The organism is Micromonospora sp. AMSO12t (assembly GCF_008806585.1).
GTDB lineage: Bacteria > Actinomycetota > Actinomycetes > Mycobacteriales > Micromonosporaceae > Micromonospora > Micromonospora reichwaldensis.
The window spans coordinates 1-19,477 of the sequence record NZ_WAAS01000117.1; the positions used below are offsets into that span (position 1 = coordinate 1).

A 19,477-nucleotide genomic window follows, 5' to 3' on the forward strand; every position below is an offset into this window, starting at 1 on the left:
CCACCCCGAGCACCGCGCCGACCACCGCCAGGCCCACCCCGTCGGCCACGAAGAGCACCAGGTCGACTCCTGCGCCGTCGCGTACCACCGCGCCCTCGCGGCGCAGCGCCGAGCGGAGCACGGCGCCGGCCGGCGGCGGCACGAAGGCCCCGGTCAGCAGCGGGGGCGGTAGCCAGGCCAGCCAGGTGGTCGCCCTGGTCAACGCCGAGCGCGCCAAGGCCGGCTGCGGCGCGGTGAGCGTCGACGACAAGCTGACGACCGCCGCCCAGCGGCACAGCCAGGACCAGGCCGACCACCGGAACATGTCGCACACGGGCAGCGACGGCAGCAACGTCGGGACCCGGCTGGACCGGGTCGGCTACTCCTGGCGCACCTACGGCGAGAACGTCGCCTGGAACCAGAAGACGCCGGCCGCCGTCATGGACGCCTGGATGAACAGCTCCGGACACCGGGCCAACATCCTGAACTGCGCCTTCACCGAGATCGGCGTCGGCGTCGCCAACAGCAACGGGCCGTACTGGACGCAGGTCTTCGCCGCGCCGCGCTGAACGCGAGTCGTGGCCGGGGCCGTACTCGTTTGACCGGGTGAGGTACGCCGACACGGCGTACCCGCTCCGGGCGGTGTGCCGCCGCCCGCGACCCGGGAGCTGCCGATGCGGATCCGGCCGCGTACGCGCGCCGTCGGGCGGGGCCTGCGCCGGGCCCTGCCGGCCTGCGCCGCGCTCGTCCTGCTGAGCGTGCTCGCCGCCTGCCGGCCGGACCTGGCCGCGCCCGGTGCCCCGACCGCCTGGCCGGCGGCGTCGGCGGGCCGGTGGCAGTGGCAGTGGCAGCTCAGCGGCGTGCTGGACCTCACCGTCGACGCCGACGTCTTCCTGCTCGACCCGGTCTCCACCACCGCCGCGCAGACCGCCGAGCTGCGCTCCCGGGACCGCCGGCTGGTCTGCCAGGTGCACGTCGGTTCCGTCCTGCCGACCGACCCGGACGCGGACCGTCTCCCGGCCGCCGTACGGGGTGCCGCGTCCCGCCGGCCGCAGGGCCGCTGGCTCGACGTACGGCAGTGGGACGCGCTGCGGCCGGTGCTGGCCGACCGGTTCCGGCTCTGCCGGGGCAAGGGCTTCGGGGCGGTCGCCCTGGCCGACGCCGACGGGTACGCGCACCGGTCCGGCTTCCCGCTCGACTTCGACGACCAACTGCGGTTCAACCGCCGGCTGGCCGAGCTGGCCCGCTCGCTGAGCCTCTCCCCCGGCCTGATCAACGACCTGGGGCAGGTGGCCGCACTGGCCCCGGACTTCGACTTCGCCGTCAACGAGGAGTGCGTGCGGCTGGACCAGTGCGCCCGGCTGCTGCCGTTCGTCGAGGCGGGCAAGCCGGTGTTCCACGTGGAGTACGCCGGCTCGACGACGGACTTCTGCGTCACCACGCTGGGCTACGGTCTCTCCTCGATCCGCAAGGAACGCCGGCTCGACGCGTGGCGACTCCCCTGCGCGGCGCCCTGACCACCGGCACCTCCTCGCGGGCCGGGCCGGGCGAACGCGCCGCCCGTGCCCCGGAGACCGCGTGGGGTCAGCCTCGCAGGGCCGCCCGGGGGCGGGGCTGGCAGCGCGGGCAGCTGTACGACGAACGGTTCATGAACGCCTCGCGGCGCACCGGTGCGCCGCACCGGTGGCACGGCAGCCCCTCCCGGCCGTAGACGTTCAACGCCCGGTCGAAGTAGCCGCTCTCCCCGTTCACGTTGACGTAGAGGGCGTCGAAGCTGGTGCCGCCGGACTTGATCGCCTCGCCGAGGACGTCCCGGACGTGGCCCAGCAGCCGCAGCGCGGCCGGGCCGGTCAGCGCGTCGGTGGGGCGGGCGCCGTGCAGCCTCGCCCGCCACAGCGCCTCGTCGGCGTAGATGTTGCCCACGCCGGAGATCAGCGTCTGGTCCAGCAGCGCCCGCTTGACCTCCGTACGCCGCCGGCGCAGCGCGGCGACGAACGCCGCGTCGGAGAACTGCGGGTCCATCGGGTCCCGCGCGATGTGCGCGATCTCCGCCGGCAGCTCCGCGCCCCCGGCGGAGACCGACAGGCCGCCGAACGTACGCTGGTCGACGAAACGCAGCTCGGGACCGTCGTCGGAGAACCGGAACCGGACCCGCAGGTGCGTCTCGTCGGGGGCGTCGGCCGGCTGCACCAGCAGCTGACCCGACATGCCCAGGTGCCCGATCACGGCGTCGCCGCTGTCCAGCGGCAGCCACAGGTACTTGCCGCGCCGGCGCACGTCCAGCACCGTCCGGTCGGTCAGCACGTCGGCGAAGTGCCCGCCGCCGGGCGCGTGCCGGCGTACCGCGCGGGGGTGGCGCACCTCGACGGCGGAGATCCGCCGGCCGGTGACCCACCGGGCCAGCCCCTGCCGGACGGTCTCGACCTCCGGCAGTTCAGGCACGGCCCAGGCCCGCCTCGGCGGTCTGCGCCGTCCCGTCCTCGGGCGCCGGGCCCTCCGGCCCGACCGGCTCCCGCTCCGCCTGCTCGGTGAGCGTCCGCCAGGCCGCCTCGGCGGCCCGCTGCTCGGCCTCCTTCTTGCTGCGCCCGTCGGCCCCGCCGTAGCGGTTGCCGGCGACGACCACCCAGGCGGTGAACGTCTTGAGGTGGTCCGGGCCGGTGCCCTCGATGCGGTACTCGGGGACGCCGAGCCCGAGCGCCGCCGTCAGCTCCTGGAGGCTGGTCTTCCAGTCCAGGGCCGCACCCCGGCCGGCCGACTCGGCCATCAGCGGGTCGAAGAGCCGGTGGATGACGATGGCGGCGGTGTCCAGCCCGTACTGGAGGTAGATCGCGCCGAGCAGAGCCTCCAGGGTGTCGGCGAGGATGCTCGCCTTGTCCCGGCCGCCGGTGGTCTCCTCCCCCTTGCCGAGCAGCAGATAGGCGCCGAGCCCGTCCGGGCCGAGGCCCCGGGCCACGTCGGCGAGGGCCCGCATGTTGACCACGCTGGCCCGCAGCTTGGCCAGTTGTCCCTCGGGCAGGTCGGGATGGTTGTGGAAGAGCGCGGTGGTGATCACCACGCCGAGCACCGAGTCGCCCAGGAACTCCAACCGCTCGTTGGTGGGCAGGCCGCCGTTCTCGTACGCGTACGAGCGGTGGGTCAGGGCGCGCTGGAGCAGCTCCGGATCCAGGCTGACGCCGAACGCGGCTTCCAGGTGACCGACGGACGCCCGCCGCCGCTTGTCGTTGCTCATGATGTGGGTACCTCGGTGTCGGTGGAGCGGTCGGTGCGTTCCTCGCGGTCGCCCGCCTCGGCGCCGTCGAGCAGCGCGCGGACGTGGTCGGTGGCGCGTCGTCGCCAGAGATGGGCGGCCAGCGCGATGCCCGCAGCGACGTCCTCGGCGCGGGCGGCGCCGTGGCAGACGACGACCGTCCCGGCGACCCCGAGCAGGGCCGCCGCGCGCGGGGCGCCGCCGCCGGACGGGGGCCCGCCGGCCATCGCGTACGCGCCCTCGATCGCCTTGAGCAGCACGTTACCGGTGAACCCGTCGGTGACCACCACATCGGCGCGCGTGCCGAGGGAGACGTCGTACCCCTCGACCAGGCCGACGTAGCGGCCGTCGCAGGGCAGCGACGCGGCGGCGAGGACGGGATCGGCGAGCCGGCGGGCGCGATCGCCCTTGCCCGCCTCGGTGCCCACCGACAGCAGCCCCACCCGGGGCGCGACGACGGCGTGGGCCACCGCCGCGTAGGCGGCGCCGAGCACGGCGTGGCGGGCCAGGGTGGCCGGGCGCGGCTCCAGCGAGCCGCCCACGTCCAGCAGGACCACCGGGCCGGCGACGGCCGGCAGGGTGGCGATCAGCGCGGGCCGGCGCACGTCCGGCCAGCGGCCGAGGCCGAGCGCGACGGCGGTGACGGTGGCGCCGGTGGACCCGGCGGAGACGAGCGCGTCGGCGACGCCGTCGCGGACGGCGTGCACCACCGCGCGGACGGTGCTGTCGGCACGGGCGGCCACGGGATGGTCGGCCATGCCGACGACGGCGCGGACCGGCCGCACGGTGACCCGGGCACGCTGTGCCGGGTCGAGGGCGCGGATCACCTCGCCGGCGGCCTCGGCCGGGCCGACGAGCAGCAGATGCAGGTCCGGGTCGGCGCGCACGGCCCGCAGAGCGCCGTCAACCACGACGGCGGGAGCGTCGTCCCCGCCGAGGAGGTCAACGGCGATCCGCGCGGTGCCCGGCTCCATCGGAACGCCGGCCGGAACAGGCCGGCCGGCGTCGGAGGGAGCCGGGGCACCGGGCGATTGCCAGGGTGCGCGCGCCGCCCGACCAGGGGTCGGGGGCGTCACTCGGCGTCCAGGTCAGACCTCGAGGACCTGGCGGCCGTTGTAGGTGCCGCAGACGGAGCAGGCGGCGTGGGGCAGCTTCGCCGACTTGCACTGGGGGCAGGCCACGGTCGCGACCACGGTCGCCTTCCAGTTCGCCCGGCGGGCGCGGGTGTTGCTGCGCGACATCTTGCGCTTGGGGACGGCCACGGTTCCTACTCCTCTTTACGGTTCAGTTGCGACAGGCCCGCCCAACGCGGGTCGATCTGCTCGTGACTGTGGTCGGCCGGCAGATCGTCCAAGTGCACCCCGCATTCGGGGCACAGGCCTGGGCAGTCCTCCCGGCAGAGCGGGTTGGTCGGCAGCGTGAGCACCACCGCGTCCCGCAGCGCCGGTTCCAGGTCGATCAGATCGCCCTGCATCCGGCCCACCTCGTCCTCGTCGGTCGTGGTGTCCGTGGTGCTGTTCTCGTACGCGTACAGCTCCTGGATCCGCACGGCCAGCGAGTCGTCGATCTCGCGAAGGCAGCGACCGCACTCGCCCCGGACGCGACCGCTGACGGTCCCGGAGACGAGCACGCCCTCGGACACCGACTCCAACCTCAGGTCGAGGTCGAGGTCAGCGCCCTGCGGCACGGCGATCATCTCGCCGCCGAGGTCCGCCGGTGCCGGCACCACCCGCTTTTCCGTACGCAACGCACCAGGCCGGCGCGGCAGCTCCCTCGTGTCGAGGACCAGCGGCGACCTGGGGTTGAGTGTCGAAGGCGTGTGTTTGGGCATAGTCAGACTCCGGCCGGTGAGAGGCCGACAAAAAAGGTTACCTGGGCGACCGCCGGACCGTCGAACCGGGGGCGGCGCCCGCCCCATCTGCCGGCTGGTGAGGTGCCGCTCAGAAGGGTAGCGGGCGGTCCGCCTCCTCCCCACCGAAGGTGCCGATCTCGCGCAGCGCGTGCATCTTGTCCCGCCCGCGTTCTATCGAGGCCAGCGCCCGGGTGAGGAACTGCTCGAAGTTGGCCAGCGCGGTGTCGACGTAGTCGTCGACCTCCTCGCGCAGGCGCTGCGCCTCGGCGCGGGCCTCCGCGATGATCCGCGCGCCCTCGTGCTCGGCGGAGACCGTGATCTCGTTCACCGAGACCAGCCGGGCGTGTTCCGCCTCACCCTCGCTGATGATCCGGTCGGCCTCGCGCTTGCCGGCCTCCATGATCTTGTCCCGCTCGTCCAGCAGCGCGGCGGCCCGACGCAGGTCGGCGGGGAGTTCGGCGCGCAGCTCATCGAGGATCGCGATGAACTCACCCCGGTCGACCATGCAGTTGTTGCGCGACATCGGGACGGAGCGCGCCTGCTCCACCATGGCGATCAGTTCGTCGATGCGATCGAGCGGGTCCACCGGTACCTCACTCCTGTCGTTCGTCGGGCCGACCTACATGATGCGGGCTACGGCCGGTTTCCCGCTGCACACATCATGTCGCGCCCCGACCACAGCGCACCGCTCACCCCGGCCCGGCGCGTCGCGGTACGCCACGGCGCAGTCCCCGCCGGGCACGGTGCCGGCGGGAACTGCGGCCCCGGGCGGTCAGTCGCGCGACGGCGGGACGAGCCGGGCGCTCAACTCCTCGCGGACCCGGTCGGGCACGTGGGCGGAGATGTCGCCGCCCCACTTCGCCACGTCCTTGACCAGGCTCGAGGAGAGGAACGAGTAGAGCGGATTGGTCGGCATGAACAGGGTCTCGACGCCGGCCAGGCCGATGTTCATCTGCGCCATCTGCAACTCGTAGTCGAAGTCGCTGACCGCCCGCAGGCCCTTGATCAGGACGCTCGCCTGCTGCGCCCGACAGAAGTCGACAAGCAGGCCGCGGAACGACTCGACCCGGACGTTGTCGTAGGAGGCGGTCACCTCGCGGAGCATGTCGATCCGCTCCTCGACGGTGAACAGGCCGCTCTTCGACTGGTTGACCAGCACGCCCACGATCACCTCGTCGAACAGCCGGCTCGCCCGGCCGACGATGTCGAGGTGCCCGTTGGTGACCGGATCGAACGAGCCGGGACACACCGCACGTCTCATGATCGGCGACCGTACCAAAGGGTCGTCTCGCCGTAGCGCCGGCTGCGCTCGCCGGTGATGCCCTGCACCCACCCGACGGGCCCCGTGCGGCTGGACCGCTCCACCACCACCAGGGCGTCCGGGGCCAGCCAGCCGCCGTCGACCAGCGCGACGAGCATCGCCGTGATCTCCGTGTCCGGCACCGCGTAGGGCGGGTCGGCGAAGACCACGTCGTACGGGTCGCCGTCCGGGCCGGCCGCCAGCACGGTGGCGACTTTGCCGGTGACCAGCCGGGCGGCCGGGGCGGCGCGCAACGCGGCCACGTTCTCCCGGACCACCCGGGCCGCCCGGGGGTCGGACTCCACCAGCAGCACGTGCGCGGCCCCCCGGGAGAGGGCCTCCAGGCCGACCGCCCCGGAGCCGGCGTAGAGGTCGGCGAAGCGGGCGCCGGCCAGGTCGACCTCGGCCTGCACGGCGCTGAACAGCGCCTCGCGCACCCGGTCCGACGTGGGCCGGGTGCCCGCGCCGGGCGGCGCGGCGATCCGCCGCCCGCCAAGGGTTCCGGCCACGATCCGGGTCACCGTCGCTCCCTGCCCATGCCCCGACGCTACGCGACGGCCCGGCCGGTGGACGAAGCACCCGAGGCGACGAGCGGACCCGCCACGACCTGTCGGCCCCGCCGGCCCGCACCGCGGCACGCCCGCCACCCGGTCGGCGTCCGCACCCGATCAACGCACCTCGGGAGGACCGAGCACCGACGTGACCGTGACCGGGTCGACCTCGGCCTGGTTGGTCAGCAGCACGAGCCGCTGGTCCGAGTCGGGCAGCCAGGCCGCGAACGCCTTGTAGCCGCCGTTGTCCCCCGAGTGGTGCAGCGCCCGCCTGCCGGCCAGCGGGCCGACGAAGAACCCGTAGCCGTACGCCTCCCCGGGCCGGCCGGTGGGCGCGTGCGCAGCGGTCATCGCCGTCACCGAGGCCGGGGCGAGCAGCCGGCCCCGGCGCGGCACGTCGAGCCAGGTGAGCAGGTCCGTCCCGGTGCACCAGACGTCACCCGCGCCCATGCCCACGGTCGCCAGGTCCCAGGACGGCACCGGACGGCCGCCCTCGTGTCCGACCGCCACGTCCGGCCGTCCGTCGCCCGCACCGGCGAAGCTGCCCGTCATGCCCAGCGGCGCGAAGACCTCCTCGGCGAGGAACTCGGCGTACGGCCGGTCGGCCGCGCGCTCGACGGCCCGGGCCAACAGCACGTAGCCGGGGCTGCTGTAGTGCCACCCGGCTCCGGGCCGGAACAGCGGCGGCACCGCGGCGAACGAGCCGAGCAGGTCGTCCGGCTCAGCCGGGTCGGCGAGATCGACCGCCGGGTACTGCTCCCAGTGGCCCAGGCCCGAGGTGTGGGTGAGCAGGTGGTGCAGCGTGATGCCGGACCATTCCGGCGGCGGGCCGGGCAGCCAGCGCACGACCGGATCGGACAGGCTCAGCGCACCCCGCTCGGCGAGCAGCAGCACCGCCGCGGCGGCCATCTGCTTGCTGATCGAGGCGATCTGGAACCGGGTCCCGGAAGCGCAGTGGACACCGGTGCTCCGATCGGCCACCCCGGCGACCTGTTCCGTCACGATCTCGTCGCCCCGGGCCAGCAGGAGCACGCCACTGTCTAATGAGGATGCCGACATCCTTCGAAGCCTAGATCAGCCCTTCTCCAGGTATTCGGCGCGTTCCTCGTCGACCAGGGCCGCCACCGACGCGGCCAGCGCCGGGTGCCGGGCCAGCTCCGGGTCCTCCTCGACCAGGGCGATCGCCTCGGCCCGGGCGTCGCGGATCAGGTCGGCGTCGCGCAGCAGCGAGAGCAGCCGCAGGTGCGAGCGGCGCCCCGACTGGGTGGCGCCCAGCACGTCGCCCTCCCGGCGCTGCTCCAGATCCAGCTCGGCGAGCTTGAACCCGTCGGTGGTGGAGGCCACCGCGTCGAGCCGCTCCCGCGCGGGCGTGCCCTCCAGCGCCTCGGTGACCAGCAGGCAGAGCCCCGGGGCGGAGCCCCGGCCGACCCGGCCGCGCAGCTGGTGCAGCTGGGAGACGCCGAACCGGTCGGCGTCGAGCACGATCATCACGGTCGCGTTCGGCACGTTGACGCCCACCTCGACCACGGTCGTGGCGACCAGCACGTCGAGGTCGCCGGCCGCGAAGGAGCGCATCACCGCGTCCTTCTCGTCGGCCGGCAGCCGGCCGTGCAGCACGCCGATGCGCAGGCCGTGCAGCGGCCCCTCGGCGAGCAACGGCGCCACCTCGGTGACCGCCATCGGCGGCCGCCGCCCGTTGTCGTCCTCCGGCGGCGGCTCCTCCTCGCTCGCCGGCCCCTCCCCGATGCGCGGGCAGACGACGTACGCCTGGTGCCCGGCGGCCACCTCCTCGCGCACCCGGCGCCAGGCCCGGTCCAGGAAGGCCGGCTTCTCGGCGACCGGAACCACGTGCGAGGCGATCGGCGAGCGGCCCTGCGGCAGCTGGGAGAGCGTGGAGGTCTCCAGGTCGCCGTAGACGGTCATCGCCACCGTGCGCGGGATCGGGGTGGCCGTCATCACCAGCACGTGCGGCGGCTGCTCGGCCTTGGCGCGCAGCGCGTCGCGCTGCTCCACGCCGAAGCGGTGCTGCTCGTCGACCACCACCAGGCCGAGGTCGGCGAAGTCGACGCCCTCGTAGAGCAGGGCGTGGGTGCCGAGCACGATGCCGGCGGCGCCGCCGGCGACCTCGGCCAGGGCCCGCCGCCGGGCCGCCGCGCCCAGCGAGCCGGTGACCAGCTCGACCCGGGTGGCGTCGTCGGCCGCGCCCAGCTCGCCGGCCCGCCCGAGCGGCCCCAGCAGGTCGAGGATGCCCCGGTGGTGCTGCGCGGCGAGCACCTCGGTCGGGGCCAGCAGCGCGGCCTGCCCGCCCGCGTCGACCACCTGAATCATCGCGCGCAGCGCGACCACCGTCTTGCCGGAGCCGACCTCGCCCTGGAGCAGCCGGTGCATCGGGTGGGCCGTGGCCAGGTCCGCCGCGATCTCCACGCCCACGTCGTGCTGGCCGGGCGTCAGCTCGTAGGGCAGCCGGGCGTCGAAGGCGTCGAGCAGGCCGCCGGGCTTCGCCGGGCGGGGCCGGGCCGGCGAGGCGGCGGCGCGGTGCTTGCGCTGCACCAGGGTGAGCTGCACGGCGAAGGCCTCGTCCCACTTGAGCCGGTGCCGGGCCCGGTAGAGCGCCTCCTTGCTGGTCGGTCGGTGGATCTCGCGCAGCGCCGTGTCGATGCCGCCCAGGTTGCGGCTCGCCCGCAGGGTCGCGGGCAGCGGATCCTCCGGCGCGGTGAAGGTGTCCAGCACCACCCGGACGCAGCGGGCGATCACCCAGGTGGGCACCGCCGCGGCGGCCGGGTAGACCGGGATCAGCGCGCCCGCGAACTCCTCGATCTCCTCGTTGGCCGCCGCCTCGCCGTCGCCGCCCTCGCCGAGCAGGACGTACTCCGGGCCGTTGAGCTGCCGCTTGCCCCGGAACTCGGTGACCTTGCCGGCGAAGAGCCCCCACCGGCCGGGGCGCAGCTCGCGCTCGCGCCAGGCCTGGTTGCCGAAGAAGGTCAGGGTCAGGGTGCCGCCCGAGCCGTCGCCGACCGTCACCTCCAGCAGGTTGCCCCGGCGCTGGCGCATCGGGCGTACGGCGGTGCGCTGCACCTGGGCCAGCACGGTGGCCTGCTCGCCGACGTCGAGCGACCGGATGTCGGTGTGCTCGCCGCGCTCGTCGTAGCGGCGCGGGAAGTGGTAGACCAGGTCACCGGCGGTGTGCAGGTCGAGGTGCCCGGCGAGGGCCTTCGCGGTCTTCTCGCCGACCAGCTTCTTCAGCGGCGTGTCCATCGTGGCCGGCTCGGACGTCATTCGACCCCCACCAGGAGTGGATAGTGCGGCTGCCCGCCCGGATAGGCCTGCACCTCGACGAACGGCCAGCGCCGCCCGACGTGCTCGCGGACCGCGTCCGCCAGCCCGTCGGGAGCGTCCGCCCCCGAGAGCAGGGTCACCAGCTCACCGCCGCCGCCGAGCATCCGGTCGACCACGGCGGCGCAGGTGTCGGCCAGGTCGGACCCGATCAGGTGCACCTCCCCCTCGACCAGCGCCAGCACGTCGCCGGGACGGCAGGGGCCGGCGACGGTCAGCGCCTCGCGGCGGGCGTAGCAGACCTCGGCGTAGCGGCACGCGCCGGCCGCCTCGGCCATCGCGATCACATCGTCGGCGAAGCGCCGCCCCGGGTCGCGTACGGCGAGGGCGGCCAGCGCCTGCACCGGTGAGCGGGTCGGCACCACGCTGACCTTCACGCCGAGCCCGTGCGCCTCCCGGGCGGCGGCGTTCGCCACCGCCTGCGTGTCGGGGTCGTTGGGCAGCACCACCACGCGGGCCGCCCCGGTGGCGCGGATCGCGTCCAGCAGCTCGCCGATCGACGGGTTGCCGGGCACCACCGTCGCGCCCTCGCCGGCGAACAGCTCGGCGATGCCCGCGCCGGCGGCCACCACCACGGCGGCCCGCCCGTCCGCCGCCGCGGGGGGCGACACCGGTGCGGTCTGGTCGGCGAAGCGGGTCACCGAGATGCGGTGCGGCCGGCCGGCCACCACGCCCGCCTCGATGGCCGCGCCCACGTCGTTGACGTGCACGTGCACGTTCCAGGTGCCCGTGCCGGCGTTTCCGTCGCCGACGACCACCAGCGAGTCGCCCAGGGCCGCCAGCTCCTCCCGCAGCCGGGCCACCGCCTCCGGCCCGGCGTCGAGCAGGAACTGCACCTCGTACGCGTACTCCTCGGAACCGGTCTCGCGCACGGCGGTGGCCGGCGGGCGGACCGGGCGCGGCGCGGGCGCGGGACGCTCGGGGCTCTCGCCGGTCACGACCTCGACCAGGGCGTCGAGCAGCAGGCACAGGCCCTGGCCGCCGGCGTCCACCACGCCGGCGCGGGCCAGCGCCGGAAGCTGCTCGGGGGTGCGCGCCAACGCGTGCGCCGCCCCGCCCGCCGCCGCCCGGACGACCGCCCGCAGGTCGTCGCTGTCGGCCCGCTCGGCGGCGTGCGCCGCCGCGGCGACGACGCTGAGCAGCGTGCCCTCGACCGGGCGGGCGACCGCGGCGTAGGCGGCGGCGGTGCCGTCGCGCAGGGCGGCGGCCAGCTCGCGCCCCCGCACGGCGGGCGCGGCGGCGACGGCGTCGGCGAAGCCGCGCAGGATCTGCGACAGGATCACCCCCGAGTTGCCCCGCGCGCCCAGCAGCGCGCCCCGGGCCATCAGCCGCAACGCGTGCCCGTGCGCGGTGGGCCCGTCCTCCGGGAGGGTGCCGAGGTCCATCGCGAGCGCCTGCTGGGCCGAGGTGAGGGTGAGCACCATGTTGGTGCCGGTGTCGCCGTCGGGCACCGGGTAGACGTTCAGGTCGTCGATCTCGCCCTGGTGGCGCTTGAGCGCGACCAGCCCGCCCGCGCACCAACGGCGGACCGCGGCGGCGTCGAGGGTGTCCAGCACGGCGAGAAGCCTACTGGCGCGCACCGACACGCGCCGGGGTCGACGCGACTCCCACGGCGTGTCCGGCAGCCGCGGCGCACCCACTATCCTCGTGGCGTGTCCCCAGGTGCGGCGATGCCGCGGGGGCGGGTGCGGGCCGGGCGACCGGGACCCGCGTCGCGCGGTGCCGGCCCCACCTCGGGCCTGCGTCCGGGGCCGGTTGGTCGGGTCCCGGGTCATCGGGTAACCTGGCCAGGTTGCCCGGGCTGCGCCTGGCGGCGACCTCATGAACGTTTCAATCCCAGGAGTATCCCGTGGCTAGCGTGTGCGACGTCTGTGGCAAGGGACCGGGCTTCGGCCACAACGTGTCCCACTCGCACCGGCGGACCAACCGCCGCTGGAACCCGAACATCCAGTCGGTGCGTACCCCGGCCGGTGGCGGCAACACCAAGAAGTTGAAGGTCTGCACCTCCTGCATCAAGGCGGGCAAGGTCACCCGCGCCTGACGCGGTAGGCCCCAGCTTCACACTCGTCATTGCCGGCGGGCCGTTGCGGTCCGCCGGTTCTGTCGTGTCCGGCGACGCTCCACCTCCGATGCCCGTCCGCGCACAATGCGGGGCGTGCGGCGCGCCGAGGTCCGGAACGGCCCCCGGCGCGAGACGGGGCCGGCGGCCCTCGGCGCGCCGAAACGGGTCAGGGCACGCGCGGAACGGTCAGAGCGTGCGGGCGAAGGAGATGCAGCCCGGGGCGTCGCGGTAGAAGCCGAAGTTCGGGATGCGCTCGTAGCCGGCCGCCGTGTACATGGCGATGGCCTCCGGCTGCTTGTCGCCGCACTCCAGGACGATCCGCTTGCGCCCGTGCTCCCGCGCGGAGCGCTCCACCGCCGCCAGCACCGCCCGGGCCACGCCCCGGCCCCGGACCGCCGGCGCGGTGTACATCCGCTTCAGCTCGGCGGTGTCACCCTCGTCACCGTGGCTGCGCCAGCCGCCGCAGCCGACCGGCTCGCCGCCGAGGTGGGCGACGAGGAAGGCGCCGGCGGGCGGCGCGAACTCGCCCGGGTCGACCGGGGTCTCGTCGCCGCTGCCGCCGTACCGGGCACCGAGGTCGGCCAGCGCGGCGCGGATCAGCCGCTGCGCCACCGGCGAGTCGAAACGCTCGGCCCGAATCTCGATCTCACTCACGGAGTAAAGGGTACGACGCCGATCGGGCCTTACCGAAAGTGGTCCCAGCCAGCGGGTCCGTCGTACGGCCGCCCGTCGACCGTGACACCCGAGCCCTCCGTCACCCGCCCGATCGGCCGCCAGTCGGCCGGCAGCGCCACCGCCGACGGGAAGGTCGCGGCGAGCGCGTGGTCCTCGCCCCCGGCAAGGAGCCAGGAGTACGGGTCGACGCCGAGCGCCTGGGCGGCGTCGCGCATCTGCCGGGGCACCTCGAAGGCGTCCCGGCGCACGTCCACGGCGACCCCGCTCGCCTTCGCCACGTGCCCGACGTCGGCGAGCAGCCCGTCCGACACGTCGATCATGGAGGTGGCGCCGAGCCGGGCGGCGTGCGGCCCGGCCGCGTAGGGCACCTCGGGCCGCCGGCAGGCCTCCACCAGCAGCCGGGGCGTACGGAAGCCCCGGGAGAGCACGGTCAGCCCGGCCGCCGCGTACCCGATGCGGCCGGCCAGGGCCAGCACGTCACCGGGCCGCGCGCCGGAGCGCGTCACCGGCGGCCGGCCACCCAGGTCGCCGAGGGCCGTGACCGCGATGGTCAGCGTCGGACTGCCCGACATGTCCCCGCCCACCACGCTCGCGCCGACCTTCGCCGCCTCGGCGGCCAGCCCGTCGGCGAGCTCCTCGGCCCACGCGGGATCCAGCTCGGGCGGCATGCAGAGCGCCACCAGCAGCGCGGTCGGCTGCGCCCCCATCGCGGCGATGTCGGCCAGGTTCGCCGCCGCCGCCCGGTGGCCGACGTCACGCGCGCTGGACCAGTCCCGCCGGAAGTGCCGCCCCTCCACCAGCACGTCGGTCGAGGCCGCGACCCGGCCGTCCGGGGCGGCCACCACCGCCGCGTCGTCCCCCGGGCCCAGCAGTACCGTCGATCCGTACGACAACCGGGCGGTCACCCGGTCGATCAGGCCGAACTCGCCGATCCCCGCGACGCTCATGCCGCTCCTCCGCCGTGCTGCTCGCTCACCGCTTCTCCTTGACCACCGATAGGGATCAGACCTGGTCCGTAAGGTACTTTCTCCCTTCGGGCCGCTCCAGGGCGGCGACGGACGGAGGTCGAGTCGTGGTACAGGCGTACATCCTCATCCAGACCGAGGTCGGCCGGGCGCGTGACGTGGCCGGTCTCATCTCGGACCTTTCCGGCGTGGTACGCGTCGACGCCGTCACCGGGCCGTACGACGTGGTCGTGCTCACCGAGGCGAAGACCGTCGACGAGCTCGGTAAACTCATCGTCAGCAAGGTGCAGATGGTGCCCGGCATCACCCGCACCCTCACATGTTCGGTGGTGCGCCTGTAAGTGGACAAGATCACTGACTCTCCCGTGACCGATTCCGCCCAGCCGGACGAGGTGGCCCCCGACCGCCCGACCCGCGACCGCACGACCCGCGGCGCCGCGCTGGTCGCCACGCTGATCGCGCTGCCGGTCACCGTGCTGGTGGGCGCGTTCGCGTTCGCCCAACTCTCCCCCGACGAGCGGGCCGAGCCGGCCGCCACGCCGAGCGCGACCGCCACGAGCGCCGGGCCGCGCTCCACCGCCCCGGTCGAGATGGCCGCGCCGGCGCTGGCCGAACGGCCCGCCACGGTCTGCCGCGCCCTGCTCTCCCAGTTGCCGCCCACGGTCAACGACCTCGCCCAGCGCCCGGTCACGGCCGGCCCGGAGCAGAACGCCGCGTACGGCGACCCAGCGGTCACCGTCGCCTGCGGCGGGGCCACGCCGGCCGTCGACGACACCGACCACGTCTGGACGGTCAACCGGGTCTGCTGGTACGCCAGCGAGGAACGCGACGCCACCGTGCTCACCACCATGGACCGGGAGACCGCCGTCACGGTCCGCGTGCCGCACTTCTACGGGCAGGGGTTGCAGTGGGTCGCCCCCGTCTCGGACACGATCGTGGCCTCCGTGCCCTCCGTCGCCGCCGCCGACACCCCCAGCGGCTGCCGGACCTGACACGGTCTCCGCACCCGGCCCGCCTCGCGTGCGCGGGGCGGGCGGTGGGAAGGGCACCTTCCCGCGCGTCAGGCGTCAGGCGGGTGCCCTTCCCGGCGCGAGCGGCTCAGTGCAGGCCGACGCCGCGGTGCAGGGCGGTGCGGATGAGGCGGTTGACCAGCTTCGGGTACTCCAGCCCGGACGCCGCCCACATGCGCGGAAACATCGACGTCGGGGTGAAGCCCGGCATGGTGTTGATCTCGTTGAGGTAGACGTCCAGCTCCGGGGTGACGAAGAAGTCGACCCGGGCCAGGCCCGCGCAGTCGAGCGCGGTGAAGGCCCGGGTGGCGTACTCCCGGATCTGGCGGGTCACCCGCTCCGGCAGGCCGGCGGGGATGTCGTACTCGCAGGCGGACTCGGAGTCGATGTACTTCGCCTCGAAGTCGTAGAAGTCGTAGTCCCCGACCACCCGGACCTCGGCCAGCACGGACGCCTCCGGCGCGCCGCCCGCCTCGCCCTCCAGCACGCCGCACTCGATCTCGCGCCCGACGACCGCACCCTCGACGAGCACCTTCGGGTCGATCTGCCGGGCGGTGGCGACCGCCGCGTCGAGGTCGGCCCAGTCGTCGACCTTGCTGATGCCGAACGACGAACCGGCCCGGGACGGCTTCACGAAGACCGGCAGGCCGAGCCGCTCCTTCTCCGCCTCGCTCAACGTCATCCCGTTACGCAGCACCGCGTACGGGCCCACCGGGATGCCCTCGACGGCGCAGAGCTTCTTGGTGAACTCCTTGTCCATGGCGGCGGCGGAGGCGAAGACGTTCGCCCCGACGTACGGGATGCCGGCCATCTCCAGCATGCCCTGGATGGTGCCGTCCTCGCCGTACGCGCCGTGCAGCACCGGGAAGACCACGTCGACGTCGGCGAGCGCCCGGGGCCCCTCGGTGGGGTCGAGCACCATGAGCCCGTTGCCGGTCGGGTCGGCCCGCAGCACGATGTCGGTGCCGGACTCGGCGGTGATCTCCGGCAGCCGGCGCGCGTTGATCGCCAACTGACCGGGGTCGCCGCTGGTCAGCACCCACTGGCCGGCCCGGGTGATGCCCACCGGCACCACCTCGAACTCGTCCGGGTCGAGGGCGCCGAGAACACTGCCGGCGCTGACGCAGGAGATGCCGTGCTCCGGGCTGCGGCCGCCGAACACGATCGCCACGCGGGTCCTGCCTGGGGTGGTCACTGCGTCACCTCTTCGTACGCGACTGCTCCGGTCGTGGCGCTCACCCGGTTGACCTTACTGTGCGTGGCGGGCACCGGCTGCCGATACCCGGGGACAGCCGGACCGCCGCAGCAACCGGTCAACAAAGGATTCACGCTCCGTAACCGCCCGTACGGGGACGGTGACGGCACGGGGCGCCCACTACGCTGCACGTCCTATGAGCGCTGATCCCCTCATCGAGTCCCTGACGGCGGCCCTGGACGCCCGCCCCGACGACCTGCCGCTGCGCCTGCACCTCGCCGCGCTGCTGCTGGACGCCGGCCGGGCCGGGGAGGCGATCGCGCAGGTCGGGCAGGCCCTCGCCCGGGATCCGGGCAACGGCCAGGCGCAGGCGCTGATGCAGCGGGCGCTGGGCGGCTCCGTGCCCCCGCCGCCGACGCCGGCCCCGGCGGACCCGCGGCCGCCGGCGCAGCGCCCGGCACCGGCCGGGCCCGGCGGTTCCGCCGCGACCGCCGACCAGGATCCCCTCGCCGCCTACGAGCAGGAACTGGCCGACGTGGTGCCGCCGCGGTTCGCCCGCGCCGGCGACGAGCCGGAGCCGGTCGCCGGCCACTCCGACCGGGTGTACGACGTGGAGGCCTCCGGCATCCGGCTGGCCGACGTGGGCGGCATGTCGGCGGTCAAGGAGCGGCTGGAGCTGGCCTTCCTCGGCCCGCTGCGCAACCCTGAGCTGCGCAGGATGTACGGCAAGAGCCTCCGTGGCGGCCTGATGCTCTACGGCCCGCCCGGCTGCGGCAAGACGTTCCTGGCCCGGGCGGTCGCCGGGGAGATGGGCGCGAAGTTCATCTCGCTGTCCATCGTGGACGTGCTCGACATGTGGATGGGCAACTCGGAGCGCAACCTGCACGAGCTGTTCCAGGCGGCCCGCCGCAACGCGCCCTGCGTGCTCTTCCTGGACGAGGTCGACGCGCTGGGGCACAAGCGCTCGCAGGTCGGCTCCAGTTCGATGCGGACGCTGGGCAACCAGCTGCTGGCGGAGCTGGACGGGATGGAGGGCAGCAACGAGGGGGTCTTCGTGCTGGCCGCCACCAACACCCCGTGGGACGTCGACCCGGCGCTGCGCCGTCCCGGGCGGCTCGACCGGGTGGTGCTGGTGCTGCCGCCGGACGCCGAGGCGCGCCGCGCCATCCTGGAGTACCACCTGCGGGAGCGGCCGATCGCGGGGATCGACCTGCGGAAGATCGTCGCCGCCACCGAGGACTACTCGGGCGCCGACCTGGCCCACCTCTGCGAGACGGCCGCCGAGTTCGCGATGGCCGACTCGGTACGCACCGGCGAGGTGCGGATGATCGAGCACCGGGACCTGGAGCGGGCGGTCAAGGAGGTCCGGCCGTCGACGAAGCCGTGGATGGCCACCGCCCGCAACGTGGCGATGTTCGCCAACGAGGGGGGCGTCTACGACGACCTGGTCGCCTACCTGAAGCGGCGCCGGATGCTGTGACGCGGACGGCCCGGCGGGGCGCCGGGCCGCGCCTCCCGCCGGGCCGGGCCGCCTGCCGGGCGGCCCTCCCACCCGGCGGGGCCGCCTCCTGCGACCGCACCGCCCTCGGCGGCGTCAGCCGCGCGCGTGCCGCCGGCCGATGGCGATCACCTTGACCCGCTGCCGGCCGGCCCGCACCATGCCCAGCGCCATGAACGCGCCCGCGATCCGGTCCGCCGCCTCGCGGCTGCTCGCCCCGACCACCTGACGGCGGCGCTCGGGGCAGTTGCGTTCGTCGCGTCCGGCGCCCTCGGTCGGCCGCACGTCGGTGAGCACCACCAGGAACCGCGTCATCGGTGCCCGCCGGGGCGGTCGGCGCGAGCCTGTCGGGCAGTAGGCACGTCGATCCCCTTCCGGCTGACGGGCCACGGGGCGTGGCACGCGGCGATCGGGTACGGGGGAGAAACCCGATCGCCGCGCGCCCCTTCCCCTCCGGTCGCTCACCACCGCCGTCGCCACGACAACCGGCAGTGAGGACGCGATGACAGACTGACATGTCTACAGCTATGAATGCAACTCTCATCGACGTTCTCTCATCTACACGTTCCCGGGAAGATGTGCGACGATCGATGCATGGCTCCGAAGACCGCCCGTGCCCGGCGACTGGGCATCGCGCTGCGCACCCACCGGGAAGCCGCCGGCCTCACGCTGGAGGCGGCGGCGGACGAGATCAGCAGCACCCGCAGCACCCTGTCCCGCTACGAGAACGCGCAGACGCTGGTCAGCCCCGCCACCGTGCGCGCCCTGCTCACCCTCTACGGGGTCGGCGCGGACGAGGTGGCCGCCGCCGTGCAGCTCGCCAAGGACGCGCGCAAGCCCGGCTGGTGGGTGTCCTACTCGCACCTGCTCGACCGGCGCACCATCGACTTCATCGCGCTGGAGGCCGAGGCCACCGGCATCGCCAACTTCGAGCCCTCGGTGGTGCCGGGGCTGTTGCAGACCGCCGACTACATCCGGGGCGTGATGCGCGGCGGCCCGCACACCCTGCGCGACGACGAGGTGGAGCAGCGGGTCCAGTTCCGGCTCGACCGGCAGCAGCGGCTCATCAGTGACCAGCCGCCGATCCTGGACGCCATCATCGACGAGGGCGCGCTGCTGCGGCCCGTCGGCGACCGGTCGGTGATGGAGTCGCAGCTGCACCACCTGGTCAAGATGGGCGAGCTGCCCAACATCACGGTCCAGGTGATCCCGCTCGCCGCCGGCTACCACCGGGGCACCCGGGGCTCGCTGCACATCCTGGAGTTCGCAGACCCGGAGGACCCGATCATCGCCTCGGTCGAGACGGTGGCCGGGCAGATGGTCCTCGACCGGCCGGGCGACCTGCGTACCTGCACCAAGATCATGGAGCACCTGCGGACCGTCGCGCTCAGCCCGGCGGACAGCCGCGACCAGCTCCTCCAACTCCTGAAGGGACGGTAGGACCATGACACCGACGATCAGCGCGGCGCTGGCCGTGGCGCGGTGGCGCAAGAGCAGCCGCAGCGGCGACGAGGGGGCGTGCGTGGAGATGGCGGTGGTCCCGGGCACGGTCGCCGTCCGCGACTCCAAGGACCCGTCCGGCCCCGCGCTGCTCTTCCCGCCGGCCGCCTGGGCCGCCTTCGTCGGGGCGCCGCCCGGACACTGACCCCTCCCTCCGGGGGCGCCGGCGCGCCCGCTGACCCGTCGCGCCGGCGCCCCGCCGGCGGCGGTCCCACCGATGGGAGCCGGTGGGGCCGTCGCCCGGCGGGGTCGGACCCGACGGGCGACGACCGGCCGCACCGCCTCGCATTGGAGGCGGGCGCAGTGCCCT

General features: G+C 74.6%; 23 protein-coding genes. 8 read left to right on the forward strand and 15 right to left on the reverse strand.

The window, feature by feature from the left end; genetic code table 11:
• Together F6X68_RS18140 and F6X68_RS18145 are read left to right on the forward strand one after the other, a co-directional pair.
• A partial coding sequence (locus tag F6X68_RS18140) for a CAP domain-containing protein (RefSeq protein ID WP_225852279.1) occupies nt 1–548 on the forward strand: 548 nt, incomplete at its 5' end.
• A gap of 105 nt (nt 549–653) precedes the next feature.
• Complete coding sequence (locus F6X68_RS18145; protein WP_151455407.1) at nt 654–1,496, forward strand: endo alpha-1,4 polygalactosaminidase; 843 nt, start codon at nt 654–656, stop codon at nt 1,494–1,496.
• Between the two features lie 67 nt (nt 1,497–1,563).
• Here the strand turns inward: F6X68_RS18145 and mutM are convergent, their stop codons facing one another.
• The 11 genes from mutM to F6X68_RS18200 all read right to left on the reverse strand — a co-directional run bounded on the left by mutM (nt 1,564) and on the right by F6X68_RS18200 (nt 11,818).
• A complete protein-coding gene (gene mutM, locus F6X68_RS18150; protein WP_151455408.1) occupies nt 1,564–2,421 on the reverse strand; it encodes a bifunctional DNA-formamidopyrimidine glycosylase/DNA-(apurinic or apyrimidinic site) lyase in 858 nt (285 codons plus the stop codon).
• Nucleotides 2,414–3,208 (reverse strand): ribonuclease III, encoded by a 795-nt coding sequence (gene rnc, locus F6X68_RS18155; RefSeq protein ID WP_151455409.1) that lies wholly within the window; start codon nt 3,206–3,208, stop codon nt 2,414–2,416. Before rnc ends, mutM begins: the two co-directional genes overlap by 8 nt.
• A complete protein-coding gene (locus F6X68_RS18160; protein WP_151455410.1) occupies nt 3,205–4,200 on the reverse strand; it encodes a phosphate acyltransferase PlsX in 996 nt (331 codons plus the stop codon). The genes rnc and F6X68_RS18160 overlap by 4 nt, the downstream gene beginning before the upstream one ends.
• A 114-nt stretch (nt 4,201–4,314) precedes the next feature.
• Nucleotides 4,315–4,488, reverse strand: a complete 174-nt coding sequence (gene rpmF, locus F6X68_RS18165) for a 50S ribosomal protein L32 (protein ID WP_018786309.1) — start codon at nt 4,486–4,488, stop codon at nt 4,315–4,317.
• 5 nt (nt 4,489–4,493) lie between these two features.
• Nucleotides 4,494–5,057 carry a DUF177 domain-containing protein gene (locus F6X68_RS18170; RefSeq protein ID WP_151455411.1) on the reverse strand — a complete coding sequence of 188 codons (564 nt, stop codon included), beginning with the start codon at nt 5,055–5,057 and terminating at the stop codon, nt 4,494–4,496.
• Nucleotides 5,058–5,166: 109 nt separating this feature from the next.
• A complete protein-coding gene (locus F6X68_RS18175; RefSeq protein ID WP_132232640.1) occupies nt 5,167–5,664 on the reverse strand; it encodes a hypothetical protein in 498 nt (165 codons plus the stop codon).
• A 186-nt stretch (nt 5,665–5,850) separates the two neighbouring features.
• Nucleotides 5,851–6,339, reverse strand: coding sequence for a pantetheine-phosphate adenylyltransferase (gene coaD / locus F6X68_RS18180; protein WP_132232638.1), 489 nt, complete (start codon nt 6,337–6,339; stop codon nt 5,851–5,853).
• Nucleotides 6,336–6,899 carry a 16S rRNA (guanine(966)-N(2))-methyltransferase RsmD gene (gene rsmD, locus F6X68_RS18185; protein ID WP_151455412.1) on the reverse strand — a complete coding sequence of 188 codons (564 nt, stop codon included), beginning with the start codon at nt 6,897–6,899 and terminating at the stop codon, nt 6,336–6,338. Before rsmD ends, coaD begins: the two co-directional genes overlap by 4 nt.
• A 147-nt stretch (nt 6,900–7,046) precedes the next feature.
• Nucleotides 7,047–7,988, reverse strand: a complete 942-nt coding sequence (locus F6X68_RS18190) for a serine hydrolase (RefSeq protein WP_151455413.1) — start codon at nt 7,986–7,988, stop codon at nt 7,047–7,049.
• A gap of 15 nt (nt 7,989–8,003) precedes the next feature.
• Nucleotides 8,004–10,205 (reverse strand): ATP-dependent DNA helicase RecG, encoded by a 2,202-nt coding sequence (gene recG, locus F6X68_RS18195; protein ID WP_151455414.1) that lies wholly within the window; start codon nt 10,203–10,205, stop codon nt 8,004–8,006.
• Nucleotides 10,202–11,818 (reverse strand): DAK2 domain-containing protein, encoded by a 1,617-nt coding sequence (locus F6X68_RS18200; RefSeq protein WP_151455415.1) that lies wholly within the window; start codon nt 11,816–11,818, stop codon nt 10,202–10,204. The genes recG and F6X68_RS18200 overlap by 4 nt, the downstream gene beginning before the upstream one ends.
• A gap of 293 nt (nt 11,819–12,111) precedes the next feature.
• On the opposite strand from F6X68_RS18200, the gene rpmB reads away from it, so the two are divergent.
• The gene (gene rpmB / locus F6X68_RS18205) at nt 12,112–12,303 is read left to right on the forward strand and encodes a 50S ribosomal protein L28 (RefSeq protein WP_011905179.1); all 192 of its coding nucleotides are present in this window, start codon (nt 12,112–12,114) and stop codon (nt 12,301–12,303) included.
• Nucleotides 12,304–12,510: 207 nt separating this feature from the next.
• Here the strand turns inward: rpmB and F6X68_RS18210 are convergent, their stop codons facing one another.
• Nucleotides 12,511–12,978 carry a GNAT family N-acetyltransferase gene (locus tag F6X68_RS18210; protein ID WP_151455416.1) on the reverse strand — a complete coding sequence of 156 codons (468 nt, stop codon included), beginning with the start codon at nt 12,976–12,978 and terminating at the stop codon, nt 12,511–12,513.
• Nucleotides 12,979–13,007: 29 nt separating this feature from the next.
• Entirely contained in the window at nt 13,008–13,946 is a 939-nt protein-coding gene (locus F6X68_RS18215; protein WP_151455417.1) for a thiamine-phosphate kinase, read from the reverse strand.
• A 125-nt stretch (nt 13,947–14,071) separates the two neighbouring features.
• On the opposite strand from F6X68_RS18215, the gene F6X68_RS18220 reads away from it, so the two are divergent.
• The gene (locus F6X68_RS18220; RefSeq protein WP_151455418.1) at nt 14,072–14,305 is read left to right on the forward strand and encodes an Lrp/AsnC ligand binding domain-containing protein; all 234 of its coding nucleotides are present in this window, start codon (nt 14,072–14,074) and stop codon (nt 14,303–14,305) included.
• Nucleotides 14,306–14,956, forward strand: a complete 651-nt coding sequence (locus tag F6X68_RS18225; RefSeq protein ID WP_151455419.1) for a DUF3515 family protein — start codon at nt 14,306–14,308, stop codon at nt 14,954–14,956. It abuts the gene before it with no gap.
• 106 nt (nt 14,957–15,062) lie between these two features.
• Here F6X68_RS18225 and F6X68_RS18230 read toward each other — a convergent pair whose 3' ends face one another.
• Nucleotides 15,063–16,169: a D-alanine--D-alanine ligase family protein gene (locus F6X68_RS18230; protein ID WP_151455420.1), complete on the reverse strand. Its 1,107-nt coding sequence runs from the start codon at nt 16,167–16,169 to the stop codon at nt 15,063–15,065.
• Nucleotides 16,170–16,365: 196 nt separating this feature from the next.
• On the opposite strand from F6X68_RS18230, the gene F6X68_RS18235 reads away from it, so the two are divergent.
• Nucleotides 16,366–17,649: a 26S protease regulatory subunit gene (locus F6X68_RS18235; protein ID WP_151455421.1), complete on the forward strand. Its 1,284-nt coding sequence runs from the start codon at nt 16,366–16,368 to the stop codon at nt 17,647–17,649.
• A 114-nt stretch (nt 17,650–17,763) separates the two neighbouring features.
• Here F6X68_RS18235 and F6X68_RS18240 read toward each other — a convergent pair whose 3' ends face one another.
• A complete protein-coding gene (locus tag F6X68_RS18240) occupies nt 17,764–17,982 on the reverse strand; it encodes a hypothetical protein (protein ID WP_151455422.1) in 219 nt (72 codons plus the stop codon).
• Nucleotides 17,983–18,261: 279 nt separating this feature from the next.
• Between F6X68_RS18240 and F6X68_RS18245 the strand changes: the two genes are divergently transcribed.
• Complete coding sequence (locus F6X68_RS18245; protein ID WP_151455423.1) at nt 18,262–19,107, forward strand: helix-turn-helix transcriptional regulator; 846 nt, start codon at nt 18,262–18,264, stop codon at nt 19,105–19,107.
• Between the two features lie 4 nt (nt 19,108–19,111).
• On the forward strand, nt 19,112–19,312 hold the full coding sequence (locus tag F6X68_RS18250) for a DUF397 domain-containing protein (RefSeq protein ID WP_121396135.1): 201 nt from the start codon (nt 19,112–19,114) through the stop codon (nt 19,310–19,312).
• The last annotated feature ends 165 nt before the right edge of the window (nt 19,313–19,477 follow it).